The sequence below is a fragment of the Streptomyces sp. NPDC059248 genome (genome assembly GCF_042753905.1).
Classification (GTDB): Bacteria; Actinomycetota; Actinomycetes; order Streptomycetales; family Streptomycetaceae; genus Streptomyces.
In genome coordinates this window covers 107,991-125,839 of the sequence record NZ_JBHYZV010000012.1, presented here as the reverse complement: position 1 = coordinate 125,839, position 17,849 = coordinate 107,991, and the positions used below count along the sequence as shown (strand labels likewise).

Here is a 17,849-nt window from a genome sequence, read left to right as displayed (position 1 = left end):
GGCGCGCTCACGGTGCCGCCGGGCGCGGTGGACTGGGACGAGCGGCGCATGGTGGAGCTGGCGGCGGCGGCGTCCGTGAACGCCGCCGCCACACCGCGCCTGGAGATCTACCCGCGTGACCTGTCGCTGGTCAGGGCGCTCCGCCTCACCCAGGCCGGGCTCGTCCGCTGGGTCCCCGGAATGCCGGAGGGGCAGCAGCCGGGCCTGACCGGCGAGGCCGTACACGAACGGGTCCGTGCCCGCTTCCCGGAGATGGTCGTCCCCGACGGGCGTGGCGGCACGCACCACGAACTGCCGACCGGCGGCCCGCTCACCAAGGCATTGCGCGACGCCGGCTTCGAACTGTCGCTCAGCACGCACGAACGCGAGGGCGTGCTCCGCTACCTGCCGACGCGGGTGGACGACGCGTCGAGCTATCTCACGACGGGTGCCTGGCGGCAGTCCACACGTACCGGCGCGGTGACGCGGTACACCGACGACCCGCAGCTCGCGGGCGCGATACGGGCGGAGGAACGGCTGCTCGCTTCGGCCCGCCGGGACGGGTTCCGAGTGCTGACCGTACGCCAGCAGCGGGTCCGGGACGCGCTACGGGAACTGGACGCCGGGCGACTGGGCACGGCCGCGGTATCGGTGACCGAGCTGTTCCTTGAGGCCCTGCGCGCCCAGATCACGCCGGGCACCAAGCCCACTTGGGAGACCCTGCTCAGGGCGGACGCCGCCGAGCCGGGCTCGAAGGGGGCGGTGCGTTTCGCGGAGTACGCGCGGACGGCGTGGGGCGCGGTGGAGCCCCGGATCACGGAGCTGCTGCGCGGCGGCGGTGACGGGGCCGGTCCCGTGCTGCTGACGGAGGCCGGGGTGTTCGCGCGGTACGACGCGATGGGCGTCCTGGACCGGCTGGCGTCGGCGGCCCGCCAGGGCGGGCGGGGCCTGTGGCTCCTGGTCCCGCAGAGCGACCCGTCGCGCGAGCCCCGGCTGGGGCAGGTGGCCGTGCCGTACCAGGCCGGCCTGGGGGAGTGGATTCAGCTTCCGGACACCTGGGTGGGCAACGCCCATCGGGGTTCCGGTGACGTTGTGGCAAGCGCCGCTGTCGAGGGAGACGCGAAGTGATCGACCGCAAGGCTCTGTTGGACGACCTGAAGAAGCAGGTCAAGGCGGTCGAGACCGACCTCGGGCGCCAGGTGAGGGCGCTGGAGGACATTGGCGCCCGCCTGAGGGCCGAGTACGACCGGGCGCGGAAGCTGGGGCGTACGGCGGCGACATGGAACTCGTGGCTGGACGAGCGGGTCACACAGGTCGCGGTGGCATGGGTGCTGGGGAGTGTCTTCGTACGGTTCTGCGAGGACAACCGGCTCATCCCGGAGCCGTACCTGACGGGCCCGGACGGCGACCGCCGGGAGCTGGCGGAGTCCCGGTACGACGCGTATGTGGAGTCGGACGACAACCCGACGTACCGGGGTTGGCTGGAGAAGGCGTTCGAGGAGCTGGGCCGGGGGCAGGCGGGACGCCTGCTCTTCGACCAGCGGCACAACCCGCTGTACCAGGTCCCGCTGTCGCACGACGGCGCGCGGGAGCTGGTCGAGTTCTGGCGGGGCAGGGACGAGGGCGGTGTCCTCGTCCACGACTTCACCGACCCGCTGAACGAGGACGGTACGGAGGGCTGGGACACGCGGTTCCTGGGCGACCTGTATCAGGACTTGAGCGAGGCCGCGCGGAAGACGTACGCACTGCTCCAGACCCCGGAGTTCGTGGAGGAGTTCATCCTCGACCGGACGATGAACCCGGCGGTGCGGGAGTTCGGCTACGAGGAACTGAAGATGATCGACCCGACATGCGGGTCGGGGCACTTCGTGCTGGGGGCGTTCCGGCGCTTGGTGCGGCTGTGGGCCGAGGGCCGGCCGGGCCGTGATGTGCACGAGCGGGTCCGGGCGGCGCTGGACTCGGTGCACGGGGTGGACATCAACCCGTTCGCGGTGGCTATCGCGCGGTTCCGGTTGCTGGTGGCGGCGATGGCGGCGAGTGGGGTAAGGACGCTGGGGGAGGCTGCGAAGTATGAGTGGCCGATTCACCTGGCGGCGGGGGACTCGCTGATCAAGGCCCGACAGCTTGAGCTAACGCTGGGTGAGGATGAGGAGTCTGGTGACCCGCTGGCCTCGTTCGCGTACGCCACGGAGGATGTGTACGAGCATCCGGGGATCTTGCAGCCGGGGCGGTATCACGTGGTGGTGGGGAATCCCCCCTACATCACAGTCAAGGACAAAAAGCTGAATCAACTCTATCGCGACCTGTACGATGCGTGTGCAGGTCCTTATCCGCTCTCCGTCCCGTTTATTCAGCGGTTCTTTGAGTTGGCAAGGCAAGGAGGCATGGATGGGTTGGGCTTTGGCCGGGTCGGTCAAATCACATCCAACTCTTTCATGAAGCGAGAATTTGGTGCAAAGCTAATCGAGAGTTATCTCGCTAGCAAGGTGGAACTTAGTGAAGTAATTGATACTTCAGGTGCGTATATTCCAGGGCACGGCACACCCACTGTAATCCTTATCGGAACCCGTAGGTCAGGGGGGTGTCGCTCAAGCGCAATTCGTACCGTTCGTAGTGTCCAAGGAGAACCGGCCGCTCCTAGTAGCGCCGAAAACGGTTTGGTCTGGAACGCAATTGTTCAGCAGGTAGACGCTCCTGGAACGGTGAGCGCATGGGTTTCTGTTGATGATCTAGAGCGGACTCGATACTTTAGCAAGCAGCCGTGGATGCTCGCCGCAAATGGCCTAGAGATGGTGGAGGAAATCGAATCCGCAACTCCTAGGCGTCTGCGCGAAGTCATTGAGGACATTGGTACGGGAGCGGTCCCGCGTGAGCACGAAGCCTATGAGATCGGTGCGGGCGCACTAAGGCGTCACGGAATCCCCGAGCGCTACAGTCGGCCTATTGTGGCTGGCAATGATATCCGCGACTACTCGGCCTGGAATCCCGTCCCTTCCATCTGGCCCTATTCTGAGCGCGGATTTACGGCTGAAGCAAACCAGGCAGTCGAGTATTTCCTGTGGCCTTATCGGACCCAGTTGGGTCGGCGCGTTGCCTTTGGGAAGACGCAACTAGCGCGGGGGCTCACCTGGTTTGAGTACTCAATGTTTTTCGCGGGTCGTCATCGTATTCCGCTTTCAATTTCAGCAGCGATCGTGGCAACACACAACCACTTTCTCCTGGATAGGGATAGGAGAGTATTCAAGCAATCTGCGCCTGTGATCAAGTTGCAAGAACAGGCGAGCGTTGAGGATTACCTGGAGCTATTGGGGCCGCTCAATAGCTCTACTGGCGGGTTCTGGCTCAAGATGGTCAGTCACAGCAAGGGGACTGAGGGGCACCAGTCTGGGATCAAGAGTGAGTCTTGGGAGCAATTCTACGAGTTCACTGGTGCTCGATTCCAGCAGTTCCCGCTACCGTCGGCATATCCGCTCCTCCTTACTTCGAAACTCGACGTTCTCGCGCGAGAGCTAATGGCTGCTATCCCCAGCGCCCTCGCGGCTGAGTCCACTCTCACCATTGCAGTTCTTCGTGAGGCCAAGGTCCGCTGGGAGTCAACCCGCGCCCGCATGATCACCCTCCAGGAAGAACTGGACTGGCAGGTCTACTTCCTCTACAACCTCCACCCCGAAGACCTCCGCGTCTCCGAGGACCCCGACGACCCCAACATCCCCGAACTTGCCCTTGGCGAGCGCGCCTTCGAGATTGTCCTCGCTCGCCGCGTAGCCGCAGGCGAAGCCAGCGGCGAGTGGTTCAAGCGGCACAACTCCACGCCCATCACGGAGATTCCGGCCCACTGGCCTGCCCCCTACCGCGAGATCGTGCAGAAGCGTATCGACGCCATCGAGTCGAATCGTGCCATCGGCATGATTGAGCGCCCCGAGTACAAGCGCCGCTGGGCCACCGAAGGGTGGGACGCTCTCCAGGAGAAGGCCTTGCGCTCCTGGCTGCTCGACCGGATGGAGAACCGGGAGTATTGGTTCGACGAGAACGGGCAGCCCGCCATCCTCACTCTCGCCCGGCTCACCGACGCGCTCTCCCGGGACGAGGACTTCGTCTCCGTCGCCAAGCTCTACGCGCCCCGCAAGGAACTCTCGAAGGTCGTCGCCGAGCTGATCACCGAGGAGCACGTGCCGTTCCTCTCCGCCCTGCGCTACAAGCCCGCCGGACTGAAGAAGCGGGCCGACTGGGAAGAGGTGTGGGACCTCCAGCGCGAGGAGGACGCGGCCCCGGACGAGCCCGCCAAGCGGAAGATCCGGGACTCCATTCCCGTACCGCCGAAGTACACCTCCGCCGACTTCCTCCGCACCTCCTACTGGAAGGCGCGCGGCAAGCTCGACGTGCCCAAGGAGCGGTTCGTCTCGTACGGGCAGACCAACGCCGCCACGCCCGAGCTGTACGGCTGGGCCGGCTGGGACCACCGGGAGCAGGCGCAGGCGCTTGCCACGTACTTCACCAACACCGCGCTTTCCACCGAGGAGATCACGCCGTTCCTCGCCGGCCTGCTGGAACTCCAGCCGTGGCTGTCCCAGTGGCACAACGAGTTCGACATGCTCTACAGCGGCTCCCCGGCGGACTTCTTCGCCGGATATCGCCAGCAGAAGCAGGGCGAGCACGGACTCACCGACGACGACCTTCGTAACTGGTGTCCCCCGGCCGCGACCCGAGGCCGTCGCGCCGCCGTCAAGAAGTAGCCGTCAACGACTCGGTAGGCGCAGCTCCGCCCACACCGTTTTGCCGGGGGCGCCCGGGCGAGGGGTGACGCCCCAGGCGTCCGCGAGGGCGGCGACGAGGTGGAGGCCGCGACCGGACTCGGATGTGGAGTCGGTGGCCGGGGGAGTGGCCGGGGGCTGTTTCTCGGTGTGGGCGTCGGCCACCTCGATACGGAAGGTGCCCTCGGTCAGGGTGAGTTGGACGCGGAAATCCCGGCCCGGGACGCGGCCATGGCATACGGCATTCGCGGTGAGTTCCGCCGCGATGAGGGTGAGAGTCTCGTTGGCCGGGGCTGTGTAGGGGTGGCCCCAGTCGTTCAGCCGGTGCGAGACGAGTCTGCGGGCGAGTCGGGCGCCGCGCGGCGTCGAGGTGAAGCACATGGCGAACTCGCTTTGGGCTGCGAGGCGCTGGGGCGTATGCCCGTTCGGGGGAGTTGCTGACTTCATGCGGTCAACGGTCGCGGCTTATGCGTAGCGTTGCCCAGGAGCGACATGCTGACGGGTGCGGGCTGTACGCGTGGGCGATGCGCTTGTACCTGGTGTGGGGCGTGACCGGTTTTCGTGCCGTACGTTGGCGAACCGGTGACTGGTTACCGGTGACTGATGGTCGTATGTGAGGAGCTGCGGCGTGGACGACGAGGTTCAGCAGCCGGAGTACGAGTTCGGGACGGGCATGCTCTGCCTGTTCGGGCGACAGTTGAAGCTCTTCCGGGAGCAGGCCGGAATGGATCGCGCGAGGCTCGGGTCGCTGACCGGGTACTCGACCTCGACGATCGCATCGTTCGAGCAGGGCAGACGTATTCCGCCACCGAAGTTCATCGACCGCGCCGATGAGGCGCTGGGAGCGGGCGGGGTACTGAGCGCGAGCAAGGAGGAGATGGCTCGCGCTCAATACCCGGCGTTCTTCCGGGACGCGGCCAAGTTGGAGGCCGAGGCGGTTGTTTTGCACGTATACGCTACTCAGGCTGTGCCGGGGCTCTTGCAGTCCGAGGAGTACGCGCGGGCGGTATTCGCCATGTGGCGACCGCAGTTGGACGAAGAGGTCATCGAGCAACGGTTGGCCGCCCGGCTGGCGCGGCAGGAGATCTTCGATCGGCGACCCGCTCCCCACCTGAGCTTTGTGATCGAGGAAGCAGTTCTTCTGCGTCCGCTCGGTGGTCAGACGGTACGACGAGGGCAGTTGGAGCAGCTCCTGCTCATCGAGGAGAAACGGAACGTGGAGATCCAGGTGATGCCCTTGTCGCGCCAGGAACATTCCGGCCTGGCTGGTCCGTTCACCTTGATGGAGATGAAGGATGGGCGCAGGATCGCCTACGCGGAGGTGCAAGGCGACAGCCGGGTCCACACAGATCGTCAGAGGGTCCGAGAGCTTGAACGTACGTACGGGTCCCTGCGCGCACAGGCCCACACTCCGGCAGAATCACGTTCGTTGATCGAGAAGCTGTTGGGAGAGAGATGAGCGCGGCAATGGTCAGGCTCCACCTGGACGGACTGTCTTGGTTCAAGAGCAGCTACAGCGCTGGTGACGGCGGCGAGTGCGTCGAGGTCGCCGCCACCCCCGGCACGGTTCACGTCCGCGACTCCAAGGACATATCCCGCCCCGCCCTGACCGTGCGACCCACGGCATGGACCGCGTTCGTCGGGTTCGCGGCGCTCTGACCCAAGGGGCGCCACTGACACCAGGGCCTTCCGGTGGGCGAGGGCCTGCCGAAGGCCCTGCCGGGCCCCAACAGAGGTGATCCGGCAGGGCACGTGGAGCATGGAACTACTGTAGGTTCCTGCCATGAAACAGGGTAAAGGGATCGAGAACCCCGAATCGCGCTTCTCCGCGGTCCTGGTGGGCGCGGCCAGGCTTCCGGGGGTGCGGATCAGCCGGGAGGCGTACCTCCGAAGTGCCCTGGCTCGTCGCTGCTCCGAGGAGCAGATCCGCAAGGCGATAGAGGAGTCCCCCGCCGCGGCGGGCATCCCCGTCGAGATTCTCGACAAGGTGGCCCAGGACTCCATCCGCTACGAGACCGCCAAGGTCACGGCTCTCTCCGCCGCTGCCGGGATACCCGGTGTCCTCGCCCTCCCCGCCACCGTGCCCGCAGATATCGCCCAGTACTTCGGCCATATGCTGCGTATCGCACAGAAACTCGCCTACCTCTACAGTTGGCCCGATCTGTTCTCGGACGAGGGTGACGAAGTCGACGACGCGACCATGGGGGTGCTCACGCTGTTCGTCGGCGTGATGTTCGGTACCCAGTCGGCGAACGCCGCCGTGGGGAAGGTCGCGGGCTTGATGTCGGAGCAGGTCGCCAAGAAGCTGCCTCAGAAGGCACTCACTCAGGGCGTCGTCTATCCCATCGTGAAGAAGGTCGCCGGCTATCTGGGCGTCGAGATGACGAAGCAGTCGTTCGCGAAGAGCGTCTCGAAGGCCATCCCTCTCGTCGGTGCCGCTGTCTCCGGCGGGCTCACTTTCGCGACCTACCGTCCGATGGCCAAGAGACTCCAGAAGCACCTCGCCGACCTGCCGCTGGCGGAACCGTCGCACCGGGCCGCCGACAGCGAAGACCACGGGCCCTTCGCCCAGGCCGCCGCGGAACAGCGGGGCCCGGACGCCACTCCCGCCGAGGCGGAAGAGTCTCGGTCCTGACGCCGCGAACCGCGTCAGCCCCTGGGGGCGCCGGTCACCCGAGGCGGGGCCAGGGAGGCGATCTCGCGGTCGAAGAAGTCGAGGAATCCCTCGCCACGCTCATACAGCGCGTCGAACCCGGTGTTGGTTTCCCGGATCAGTGAGCTGTCGGTGTAGCGATTGGCCCCGTCCGCGTTTCCGTCGTCCTCATAGACGACCTCGTACATCACCACATCGTCGAGAATGACGACTTCCGGAACCGGTCGAATCCGCTCGATATGCGCGATGTCGCGGGCGTCGAGCACCTTGATGTCGTCACCCATCTCCACCCGCGCACGCAGGACGTGGAATTCCCATTGCACATACGGCGTCACCGGGAACTCCACGACGCGAAGACGGCGGTGCCTGACACCCGCTTGCGAAGCCCGTTGGATTTCCCGCGCGTAGTCCTCGCGCCTCTCGTCGGCCAGGGCCAGGGCTCCCTCCCAGTCGCCGGCGGCGAAGGCCTCCCAGCTCGGGAAGGAGCGCTCCTGGAAATGCTGGCCGCGTTCGAGCTTGTTCAGGAAGCCGACCCCGCTGGAGTAGATCCGGCCCAAGTCGGCGTGGTACGTGGGGCGGTCCAGGCGGTCCGAGGCGCCGCTCGGGAAGGAGTCAAACACTGGGGATGTCCGGCTTGGCCGCGATCAGCATGTTCCTGGGGATGACCACGAGGCGTTCGTCCGTTCCGATCGAGACCCCGGCCGGCAGGTTCTCGCCGAGCGACCCGGTGAGGTCCCGGCCGATGACGGCGATATCGCCGTTGGCGAGCTCCCAAATGTCAGGGCAGTCGGGAGTTCCGGTGGTGTTGCCGAGTTCCTGGGGTGATTTTCCCAGCCTCCGCTTGAAAGACGTGGCCGGATCCGCTTCCCATGGCCGGGACATTTCCATCGCCTCCTGGATCGGTCGCAACCCGTCACTCTAGTCCGTACCGGGACGCCCGGACCAGGATCAGACCCGGCGTGCAAGACATTGGCCAGGACTGACTCCTCCTTGTCCCCCGGTGCCCGGGGAGGGAATCATAGGGGCCGCGATGAAGATTGCTCCGATGTCTCGTGAGAGACACCCTTCAGGTCCGCTGTCCGACATCCGGGTGAACGGAGGGGCGGCTGTGGACGTGGAAGTGCCCGTACTGCCGGACCGACTCGACGCCGATGGCGCGGCCGCCCGGCGGGTCACCCGGCACGCCACCGCATCCGGTCGGGGCGGGGTCTGCCCAGCGGGGCGCGACCAGCACATCACCGAGCGATGACGGGCGGCACGGACGGCCGCGCCGAGGGCCACGGGCGGGTCTACCAGTCGCGGGGCGCCCAGCACATCACCGAGCACCACCACTACGGCGGAGACGGCACGGAATACATCGGACCGGACTCGGTCCGACGCCCTGCGGTCGGCCGTGGCCCCGTCGCGCTGCGCGACCGCGGCGAGGTGATGCGGCGCCTGCGGAAGAGCGTCGGTCCGGAGCGCGGCGGCCCAGGTCTACGTGCTGCACGGGATGGGCGGCTCGGGCAAGACGGCGGTCGCCTGTGCCCTGTTCGAGGAGATCACCGCGGAACAGGGCCGTGTGGGCCTGTGGGTCAACGCCGCCGACCGTGCGAGCCTGCGCGCCGGCATGCTCGCCGTCGCCGCCGACCGGGGAGCGGGCGACGGCGAACTGCTCGCCGCGCGCAACGGCCTCAGACCCGCCGCCGATCTCGTCTGGAAATACCTCGACCGTTCCGCCGAACCCTGGCTCCTGGTCCTCGACAACACCGACGAACCGGAGATCCTGCGGGACGGCGACTGGCTGCGCACCAGCCCGCGCGGCACCGTCCTGGTGACCACACGGCGGGCGGCGGCCCGATGGTGGCCCGGGGCCGAGCTGCAGCACATCGGCGTACTGCCCCGTGAGGACGCCGCACTCGTGCTGCGCGACCTCGCACCGCACAGCGGGACGACGGAGCAGGCGGCACGGGTCGCGGACCGGCTCGGACGGCTGCCCCTCGCGCTCACCCTGGCGGGCGGCTTCCTCTCCCACCAGGTCATCGCCCCCTGGACGATGGACGAGTACGGGGACCAGCTCGACGGCGACGAACGGGTCCGGCTGATCGACCGGGGAGCCGACGCGATGTCCGAAGCGGATCCCCGTCAGCTCGTCGGCCTGACCTGGCAGCTCACCCTTGACGCGTTCGAGGCGCGCGGGCTGCCCGAAGCGGCGGCCCTGCTGCGGCTGCTGGCCCGGTTCGCCGCGGAACCGCTGCCGCTGACGCTGCTCGACCACACCGGCATCGGGGCCGTGCTGCCCCGGGCCCGGACCGAGACGGCCCTCAGAGCCCTGCTCGACCAGTCGCTGTCCGAGCTGGTCGACACCGCCGGCACGCGCTGCGTGCAGAGCCACGGGATCCTGCTCGACAGCGTTTCGGCGGCCACCCCCGCCCACCTGGTGTCCGCGCTCGATACGACCGCCGTACTGCTGCTCGACGCGGTCGTGCCCGCCGTACCCGACGCGGGGCCGTACGATCCGCGGCTGCGCCTGCTGGTACCGCACACGCTCACCCTGTTGAGGCACATCGCCGAGCCGTCCGCCGCCGAGGCCCTGGCCGTCGCGACCCGGCTGGCGGTTGCCCTGCACCGGACCGGTGACTACCTCTCCGCCCGGGAGACCGCCCGTACCGCGGCGGACCTCGGGCAGCGGCATCTCGGCGCGGACCACCATACGGTCCTCGCCGCACGCTCCAGGGCCGGGCGGGCACTGTTCCGGCTGGGCAGATACGCCGAGGCCGAGGCGGAACTCCGCGCCGTCCTGGACGCGCAGCGGCGCCTGCTCGGCGCCGACGACCCCGATACCGCGGACAGCGGCTACGGGCTCCAGCTCGTGCTGGCCAACCTCGGGAAACGGGAGGAATCCATCGCGCTGCTCCGCGACACCGTCGCCCGGCGGCGCTCGGCGCTCGGCCCCTCCCATCCGCTCACCCTGCGGGCCCGCGCCGGCCTGCTGGAGATGCTGCCCGCCACTGACGTGGTCACCGAGGAAGACGGCGCCCTGCTCACGCTGCCGGAAGAATGCGAGCGGTCCCTCGGCCCCGACCACACGGTGACTCTGGGCGCCCGGCACAACCACGCCTGGGCGCTGTACCTCCTGAGCCGCTTCGACGAGGCCGACCGCGAGATCCGGCAGGTCACCGAGGCGTACGCACGGCGCTGGGGGCCCGACTACCCCCTTGTGCTCGCCGCCCGGCAGCTCCTCTCCCGTACCCGGGCCGCGCTCGGACACACCGACGAAGGGATCGCGCTGATGACCGACGTCGTCGAGCGGCGGGAACGCGGCCTGGGCCGCGAGCACCCCTTCACCGTCGCGAGCCGACGGTTGCTGGACGCCTACCGAACAGGGCGACGGCGGCCGTAGGGCCTGCGACAGAACGAGGACGATCGCGCACGGACGGTGCGTGAGGGTTTACGTCAGGTGGCCGACAAGGGTACGGATGTAGGGTGCTTTGCGCAGGCCGTACGGGTGACGTGCAGGACGAGCCGGACCGTCCTCGGACCCCGGCGGCGGACCCCGCGCGCCACCGAGTTCGAGCAGCAGCACCGAACACCGTCAGGGAGAGCGAGACCCGCAATGGCCCAGCAGCCGCCCCTCCTCCGTGATGTCATCGACATCAAGGAGAACATCTCCACCTCGGACTTCGTGCTCTCCCTCGCCGAGGCGACGACAGCCGACGGCGCCCGGAACGCGCTCAAGGACTACGTCGTCACCGAGCGGCTGCTGGAGAACTTCGACGAGGCGCTGGCGCTCATCAAGTCCTCTCTCGACGGGCACCGCTCGAAGGCCGCCTACCTGCACGGCTCGTTCGGTTCCGGTAAGTCGCACTTCATGGCCGTCCTGTACGCCCTGCTCAGCGGCGACCCGGCCGCCCGCGCCCGTACCGAGTTCGACCCGGTGCTGACCAAACACGAGTGGCTGACCACGGACGGCAAGAGGTTCCTGCTCGTGCCGTACCACATGCTCGGGGCGAAGGCCCTCGAACAGCGGGTGCTCGGCGGGTACGTCACACACGTCAAGAAGCTGCGCCCGGACGCGCCGACCCCGCAGGTGTACCGGACCGACTCCCTCTTCGCCGACATCCGCGCCAATCGCGCCACTTACGGCGACGAGGCGGTCATCCGAGGTCTGGGCGGCGGCGACGCGGGCGACGGCGAAACGGATGAATGGGGCGAGGGCTTCGCCTGGACCCCGCAGCTCCTCGACACCGCCCTCGCCGCCGAGGAGAACCACGAGGGGGGCACCCCGCTCGACCTCCGCAACCCCACCGCCCCGGCCGAACTGCGTGCCAAGCTGGTCAACGACGCCGCCACCAACCTCTTCCCCGGCTTCGCCAAGAACGCCGCCGAGAACGAGCACGGCTTCATCTCCCTGGACGCCGGCCTGTCCGTCATCGCCGAGCACGCCAAGTCGCTCGGCTACGACGGTCTGATCCTGTTCCTGGACGAACTGATCCTCTGGCTCGCGACGCTCATCCACGAGCAGAAGTTCGTGGCCCGCGAGGCCAGCAAGATCACGAACTTTGTGGAGGGCGGCGACGCCCGGCGCGCCATCCCGGTCGTATCGTTCATCGCCCGCCAGCGCGACCTGCGGGAACTCGTCGGCGAAGAGGTGTCCGGCGCGGCGGAAGCCTCCATCCAGGACACCCTGAACCTGGCCTCCGGCCGGTTCGACAAGATCACCCTGGAGGACCGCAACCTCCCGCAGATCGCCCAGGCGCGCATCCTCAAGCCCAAGGACGCCGAGGCGGAACGGCTCGTCGACGCCGCCTTCGAGCAGACCAAGCGGGTCGGCACCCAGGTCTGGGACACCCTCCTCGGCTCCGAGAAGGGGACGACCGGCGCGGACGCCGAGTCGTTCCGGCTGACGTACCCGTTCTCGCCCGCGTTCATGGACACCCTCGTCCACATCTCGTCCGCGCTGCAGCGTTCCCGTACCGGTCTGAAGCTGATGGGGCAGCTCCTGGCCGACCACCGCAACGAGCTCCGGCTCGGACAGCTCATCCCGGTCGGCGACCTCTACCCGGTGATCGCGGAGGGCGGCGACAAGCCGTTCACCGACAGCCTGAAGGTCGTCTTCGAGGCCGCCGACAAGCTGTACCGGACCAAGCTCCGGCCCTACCTCCTCAGCTCGTACGACATCACCGAAGACGACGTCGAGCAGTACGTCAACCGGCCCGAGGCCGGCACCGACCCGCAGCGTGCCAACCGCTGCCGGATGTTCGTCGGCGACAACCGGCTCGTCTGCACCCTGCTGCTGTCGGCGCTCGCGCCCAGCGTGCCCTCGCTGGCCGAGCTGACCATCCGGCGCCTCGGCGCGCTCAACCACGGGTCGGTCCTGGCACCCATCCCCGGTGCCGAGGTCGGCATCATCAAGAACAAGGTCGCCGAGTGGGCCGCCAGGTTCCCCGAGATCAAAGAGACCGGTACCGAGGCCAACCCCGGCGTACGGCTGGAGCTGTCCGGCGTCGACGTCGACTCCGTCATCGCCAACGCACAGGTCAACGACAACCCCGGCAACCGGGTCGCGCTCGCCCGGCGCCTGCTCTCCGAGGAACTGGGCGTCGAGCACGGACAGCTGAGCGATCAGCTCGGCCTGGTATGGCGCGGCACCGCCCGTATCGCCGAGGTCGTGTTCGGGAACATCGCCGACAAGGACGAACTGCCCGACCACGACCTGATGCCGCAGGAGGACGGGCGCTGGCGCATCGCGATAGACCTCCCCTTCGACGAGGGCGAAAAGGGCCCCGTCGAGGACGCCGACCGTATCCGGCGGCTGCGCGAGCGCCAGCAGGGCGAGCGGTCCCGCGTCGTCGCCTGGGTGCCGGCCCACCTGTCCGTACAGCGCTTCGCCGACTTCCGGCGCCTGGTCGTCATCGACAAGGCCCTCGCCGACGAGCACCGCTTCGACACCCAGTACGCCGGCCACCTCAACGCCGACAACCGCAGCCGTGCCAAGGGTCTGCTCGAAACCCAGCGAGAGGCTCTGCTCAAACAGATCAGGGGCGCTTTCAAGCAGGCGTACGGGCTGGCGCAGAAGCAGGCGGCCGACGTCGTACCGGATTTCAACGACCACCTCGTCCCGCTGCCCGACGTGGACGGCCTGACCCTGTCCTTCGGGCAGAGCCTGTACGACGGCGTCCGGCACGTCGTGGGCACACTGCTCGCCCACCAGTACCCGGCACACCCCGACTTCGACCCGGACGCCACCGCCACCGCCGTCAAATCCGCCGACGCGCGCAAGGTCTTCACCCATGTGCGGGCCGCGGCCGAGGCCCGGGACGGACGGGCGGAGGTCCCGGCCGGCGACCGCAAGCTGATGCAGCGCATCGTGGGCCCCCTGCGCCTCGGGCAGCAGAAGGAGGCGTACTTCGAGCTGTCCCGCTACTGGGCCGACCACTTCCGCCGGCTCGCCAGCGCCCAGGGCCGCACCGGGGACCTGTCCCTGATCACCCTGACCGACTGGACGGACAGCCCCGACCCGCGCGGCCTGCCCGACTTCCTCACCCGGCTCGTCGTCGCCGCCTTCGCCGAGATGGACGACCGGGTATGGGTGCGGGGCGGTGCCGTACTCGATCCCGCGCCCGAACTGTCCGCGATCAAGGACCATGACGCGCTGCGCAGCCAGCCGCTGCCCGCGGAATCCGACTGGGACACGGCACGGCAGCGCTTTGAAACGATCTTCGGGCAGAAGGCTCCCGCCCTCAGGCGCGGCCGGATGGTGAACCAGTTCGCCCGCCAGATCATCGAGGCCGCCCGCACCCACCGGGACCACGCCGGGAACCTGGTACACCAGTTGGAGGCGCACGCCTCCTTCCTCGGCCTCGACCAGACTGCCGACACCGGACGACTCGCTCTCGCCCGCCGCTCCCGGCAACTGCTGGACGCGCTCACGGCGGAGGCCGGCAAGGGCGCGGCCGGGGCGAAGAAGACCGTGGAGGCCCTCGCATCCTTCGACCTGGGTGAGACCAGCGCCGACCGGTACGGGACCTCCGTCAAGCAGGCCCGTCGCGTCGCGGAAGCCATCGCCTCCGCGCCCTGGAGCACCCTCGAACTCGCCGCCGGTCTGGAATTCGAGGGCGCGGCACTGCTCGACTCGCTGCGCAACGTGGCCCGCGACGACCAGCGCACCGCGGACCTGGGCGAGGCCCTGGCCCGTACTCAGCGCGAGGTCGTCGCCCTGGTGAAGCGCCGCCAGGCCGTCAGCACCCCGACGCCCCCCGTCGTCGAGCAGCAGCCCACGGCCGACGACCTGTCGCTGGACAATCCGACGAATGATCCGCGCATCCCCTTCGACCCGGCGCCGACACCCCCACCGGCCCCCTCCGGCGGCGGCTCGGCGCCAACGGCCGGTAGCCGTCGTACGACCGTGGCACGCGCCGCCGCCGACCTCCGGGCGGAACTGTCCGAGCTGGCCGCCAGCCACCCCGACGCGACCGTCGAGATCACTTGGAAGGTCGTCGAATGACCGTCGCCGCCGCCCCGGACACCGCCGTCGTCCCGGGCGCCGTCCGGCTGAACACCGCGACCGTCACCCAGTACCTGTCCTCGCAGTCCTCCCTCGCCGCCGCCCTGACCGGAGCCGGCGGGGGCCGGCGCCGGGTGGTGCTGCTGCGGTCCGCGCCCCAGTGGGACGGGCCCGGCGAACCCGCCTGGGGCGAAGGCCGGACGGCCGGCGTCGCGGCGGCGCCCTCCCCGCTCGCCGTCCACGAACTCGTCCTCGACCACCTCGCGGGCCGCCGCCCCGGCCCCGCCGTCCTGGTGGTCCTCACCGACCGCGAGCAGAACGAACTCGACCCGGCGATCACCGCCCGCGTCCACAAGCAGCGCATCGACATGGTCGACAGCTGGGACGTCGTGCGGGAGGCGTTCGGCGCCCGGCAGATCGACCCGCGCCTGAAGGACGTCAACTGGGCGGCCGAAGCCCTGCTCGACGCCACCCCGCCCGGCGGCTGGCCGCCGGTGCCCGGCGGGTGGCTGTCGCAGCAGTACGCGCTCACCGTGCTCGCCCGGCGCCGCCTGCGCCTCGGCCGCTACGACACCGAGGACGGTACGCGACACCACGGCGAGGACCGGCTCGACGCGCAGACCCTGCTGCACTGGTCGACCCGGCCGGGAGCCCCCGAGCGGCTGCTGGGACTGCGAGGCCCCGAGCGTGCCGGACTGACCGCCTTCCTCGGCGAGGAGGACCAGGCAGGGCTCGCCGGACGCGCTCTGCTCGCTCTCGTCGACGCCGAGCGCGGCGCGGACGCCGCAGCCTTCGGCCTCGTCTGCGCGGCCCTGTGGCAGCATGCCGCACCCGCCCCCGAGACCTATCAGGCCAGGGGCCGAGCCGAACGCTACCTCGGCGACCGGCCCCCGGCCGTCGGTGAACAACTCGACACCCTCGTGGGTGTCTTCGGGCGGTCCGCCGAGGAGTATGTGAGCACGCTGCTGACGGCCGGGCACCGGGGTGGCGGTGCCGAAGCCGACCAGGCCCGCGAGGCACGCCGCACCACCGGCATCGTGCTCGACCGGGCCGCCGTGCTGGCCCGCCAGTTCGGCGCGGAGGCGGCCGTCGCGGAGAGCCCCGTTTCGCGCGGCGGGCTGAAAGCCCGGTTCACCGCCGTCGGCCAGGCACTCGCGGAGGGTGGCGCGGCCGCGGTCGCGGACGCCGTGCGACGGCTCGCGGACCACAGGCTCGCCACCGACCCGGAAGAGTCCGCCCGGGTCGAACGCGCCCGCATGGGGCAGCGACTCGCCCGCTGGCTGACCACCGACCCGTCCCCCGACGCCCCCACCGTCGCCGACGCCGTACAGCGGCACATCGCCGAGACCGGCTGGGCCGACCTCGCCCTGGAGCACATCGAGGCCGGCGGCGACCCCGACCCCGTACTCAAGACCGCCTACGACACCATCGGCACGCGCGTCCGGGACCGGCGACGGCGGATCGACGCGTCCTTCGCACGCGAACTGGCCGGCTGGACGCGGGACGGCACCCCGCCGGGCGGCATGCTCACCGTCGAGACCTTCCTCGACCGGGTGGCCGGGCCCGTCGTCCGGCGCGGGGAGGGGCGGCGGGTGCTGCTGCTCGTCATCGACGGCATGAGCGCGGCCATAGCCAACGAACTGGGCGAGGAACTACGCCGCTCCTGGGCGGAATTCGACCCGCTGGCCGAGGACACGCCGCGTCGGCGGGCGATGGCCGCCGCCCTCCCCACCGTAACCGCCGTGTCCCGGACATCCCTCTTCGCGGGCGTCCTGACGAAGGGCACCCAGGCCGATGAGAAGAGGCTCTTCCCCGCGCTGAGAGTGTGGAGCGGAGCGCCGGCCGCCGCCTTCCACAAGGACGACCTGCGCGGCGAGACCGCGGGCAACGCCTTCGGCCCGGCCCTCACGGAAGCGCTCATCGACGGCAGAACCCATGTCGCCGTCGTCCTCAACGCCATCGACGACCGTCTCGCCAAGGAACAGAAACTCGGCGACGGAACCTGGCGGGTCGACGACGTACCCGGCCTGCGCGACCTGCTCCGGGTGGCGGCGGACCAGGGCATGGCGGTCATCGTCACCAGCGACCACGGCCACGTCGTCGACCGGCACGGAACGAAGGCGGACGCGGCCACCGAGCCCGCGTCCGCGAGGCACCGCCTGCCCGGCGGCCCGCTCGGTGAACGGGAGATCGCCCTCCGCGGGCCGCGTGTGGTCTGGCCCGAGCCCGGCGCGTCGATCGTCGCGCTCTGGGACGCGGACTCCCGCTACACCGCCCTCAAGGCCGGCTACCACGGAGGGGCCTCGCTCGCCGAGTTCGCCATTCCGGTGCTCGCGTTCCTCCCGTTCGGTGCGGAACCGCCCAAGGGGTGGCGGGAGCTGGGGGACCAACGGCCGCCCTGGTGGGCGCGGGAGGAGGCGGGAGCTCCGGCCGGCGAGCGTTCTGCTCCGTCGGAGGGCGCGGCTCCGAAGAAGGGGACGGCGAAACCCCGGAGGAAGCAACCCGGACCCGGGACGCAGCCCGCCGCGCTCTTCGACGTGGAACTGGCCGCCGGAGGAGACGACGCCCTGCTCACACCCGTCGTCGTCTCCCGGACCGAGACGTTGGTGACGGCGCTGCTCGATTCGGATACGTACCAGGGGCAGCTCGACGGCCTGGCGCGCAAGCCGCAGCGGGAGCAGGTCCACAAGGCGCTCGCCGCCCTGCTCGACGCGGGCGGCACCCTGCCGGTGACCGCGCTCGCCCAGCGCGCGGGTATGCCCATCACCCGGGCCGACGGCTTCGCCGCGGTCCTGCGGCAGCTCCTCAACTACGACGGCGTACAGGTGCTGGAGACCCTTCCGGACGGCCGCACGCTCCGTCTCCACGAGGCACTGCTGCGCGAGCAGTTCCCCCTCCGGGCGGGCTGACGGGGTCCGGGGTGCCTCCGGCCTCCGCACGGTGCCGCGGGAGGAGCGGACCGACCCGCGGCCGTGTCCCG

9 protein-coding genes and 2 pseudogenes are annotated in these 17,849 nt (G+C 69.5%); 8 read left to right on the top strand and 3 right to left on the bottom strand.

The window, feature by feature from the left end; all coding sequences use genetic code 11:
- Positions 1 to 1,107, top strand: a pseudogene (locus ACFXG1_RS07755) (BREX system serine/threonine kinase PglW); the annotation flags it as partial.
- The gene (gene pglX, locus ACFXG1_RS07750) at positions 1,104 to 4,712 is read left to right on the top strand and encodes a BREX-2 system adenine-specific DNA-methyltransferase PglX (RefSeq protein WP_384710292.1); all 3,609 of its coding nucleotides are present in this window, start codon (positions 1,104 to 1,106) and stop codon (positions 4,710 to 4,712) included. The pseudogene ACFXG1_RS07755 and the gene pglX, both read left to right, overlap by 4 nt.
- 3 nt (positions 4,713 to 4,715) lie before the next feature.
- Here the strand turns inward: pglX and ACFXG1_RS07745 are convergent, their stop codons facing one another.
- Positions 4,716 to 5,177, bottom strand: coding sequence for an ATP-binding protein (locus ACFXG1_RS07745; protein WP_384710290.1), 462 nt, complete (start codon positions 5,175 to 5,177; stop codon positions 4,716 to 4,718).
- 181 nt (positions 5,178 to 5,358) lie between these two features.
- On the opposite strand from ACFXG1_RS07745, the gene ACFXG1_RS07740 reads away from it, so the two are divergent.
- The 3 genes from ACFXG1_RS07740 to ACFXG1_RS07730 all read left to right on the top strand — a co-directional run bounded on the left by ACFXG1_RS07740 (position 5,359) and on the right by ACFXG1_RS07730 (position 7,365).
- Positions 5,359 to 6,189, top strand: coding sequence for a helix-turn-helix domain-containing protein (locus ACFXG1_RS07740; RefSeq protein WP_384710287.1), 831 nt, complete (start codon positions 5,359 to 5,361; stop codon positions 6,187 to 6,189).
- Positions 6,186 to 6,389, top strand: coding sequence for a DUF397 domain-containing protein (locus tag ACFXG1_RS07735; protein ID WP_384710284.1), 204 nt, complete (start codon positions 6,186 to 6,188; stop codon positions 6,387 to 6,389). The genes ACFXG1_RS07740 and ACFXG1_RS07735 overlap by 4 nt, the downstream gene beginning before the upstream one ends.
- A 124-nt stretch (positions 6,390 to 6,513) precedes the next feature.
- Complete coding sequence (locus tag ACFXG1_RS07730) at positions 6,514 to 7,365, top strand: hypothetical protein (RefSeq protein ID WP_384710281.1); 852 nt, start codon at positions 6,514 to 6,516, stop codon at positions 7,363 to 7,365.
- A gap of 14 nt (positions 7,366 to 7,379) precedes the next feature.
- Here ACFXG1_RS07730 and ACFXG1_RS07725 read toward each other — a convergent pair whose 3' ends face one another.
- Together ACFXG1_RS07725 and ACFXG1_RS07720 are read right to left on the bottom strand one after the other, a co-directional pair.
- Positions 7,380 to 8,003 (bottom strand): DUF6879 family protein, encoded by a 624-nt coding sequence (locus ACFXG1_RS07725; RefSeq protein ID WP_384710278.1) that lies wholly within the window; start codon positions 8,001 to 8,003, stop codon positions 7,380 to 7,382.
- Entirely contained in the window at positions 7,996 to 8,265 is a 270-nt protein-coding gene (locus ACFXG1_RS07720; protein ID WP_384710295.1) for a hypothetical protein, read from the bottom strand. The genes ACFXG1_RS07725 and ACFXG1_RS07720 overlap by 8 nt, the downstream gene beginning before the upstream one ends.
- Before the next feature lie 363 nt (positions 8,266 to 8,628).
- On the opposite strand from ACFXG1_RS07720, the pseudogene ACFXG1_RS07715 reads away from it, so the two are divergent.
- The 3 genes and pseudogenes from ACFXG1_RS07715 (at position 8,629) to pglZ (ending at position 17,778) form a co-directional block, all read left to right on the top strand.
- A pseudogene (locus ACFXG1_RS07715) lies at positions 8,629 to 10,765 on the top strand (tetratricopeptide repeat protein).
- A gap of 213 nt (positions 10,766 to 10,978) precedes the next feature.
- Positions 10,979 to 14,869 (top strand): phage resistance protein, encoded by a 3,891-nt coding sequence (locus ACFXG1_RS07710; RefSeq protein WP_384741576.1) that lies wholly within the window; start codon positions 10,979 to 10,981, stop codon positions 14,867 to 14,869.
- Complete coding sequence (gene pglZ, locus ACFXG1_RS07705; protein ID WP_384741574.1) at positions 14,866 to 17,778, top strand: BREX-2 system phosphatase PglZ; 2,913 nt, start codon at positions 14,866 to 14,868, stop codon at positions 17,776 to 17,778. The genes ACFXG1_RS07710 and pglZ overlap by 4 nt, the downstream gene beginning before the upstream one ends.
- The last annotated feature ends 71 nt before the right edge of the window (positions 17,779 to 17,849 follow it).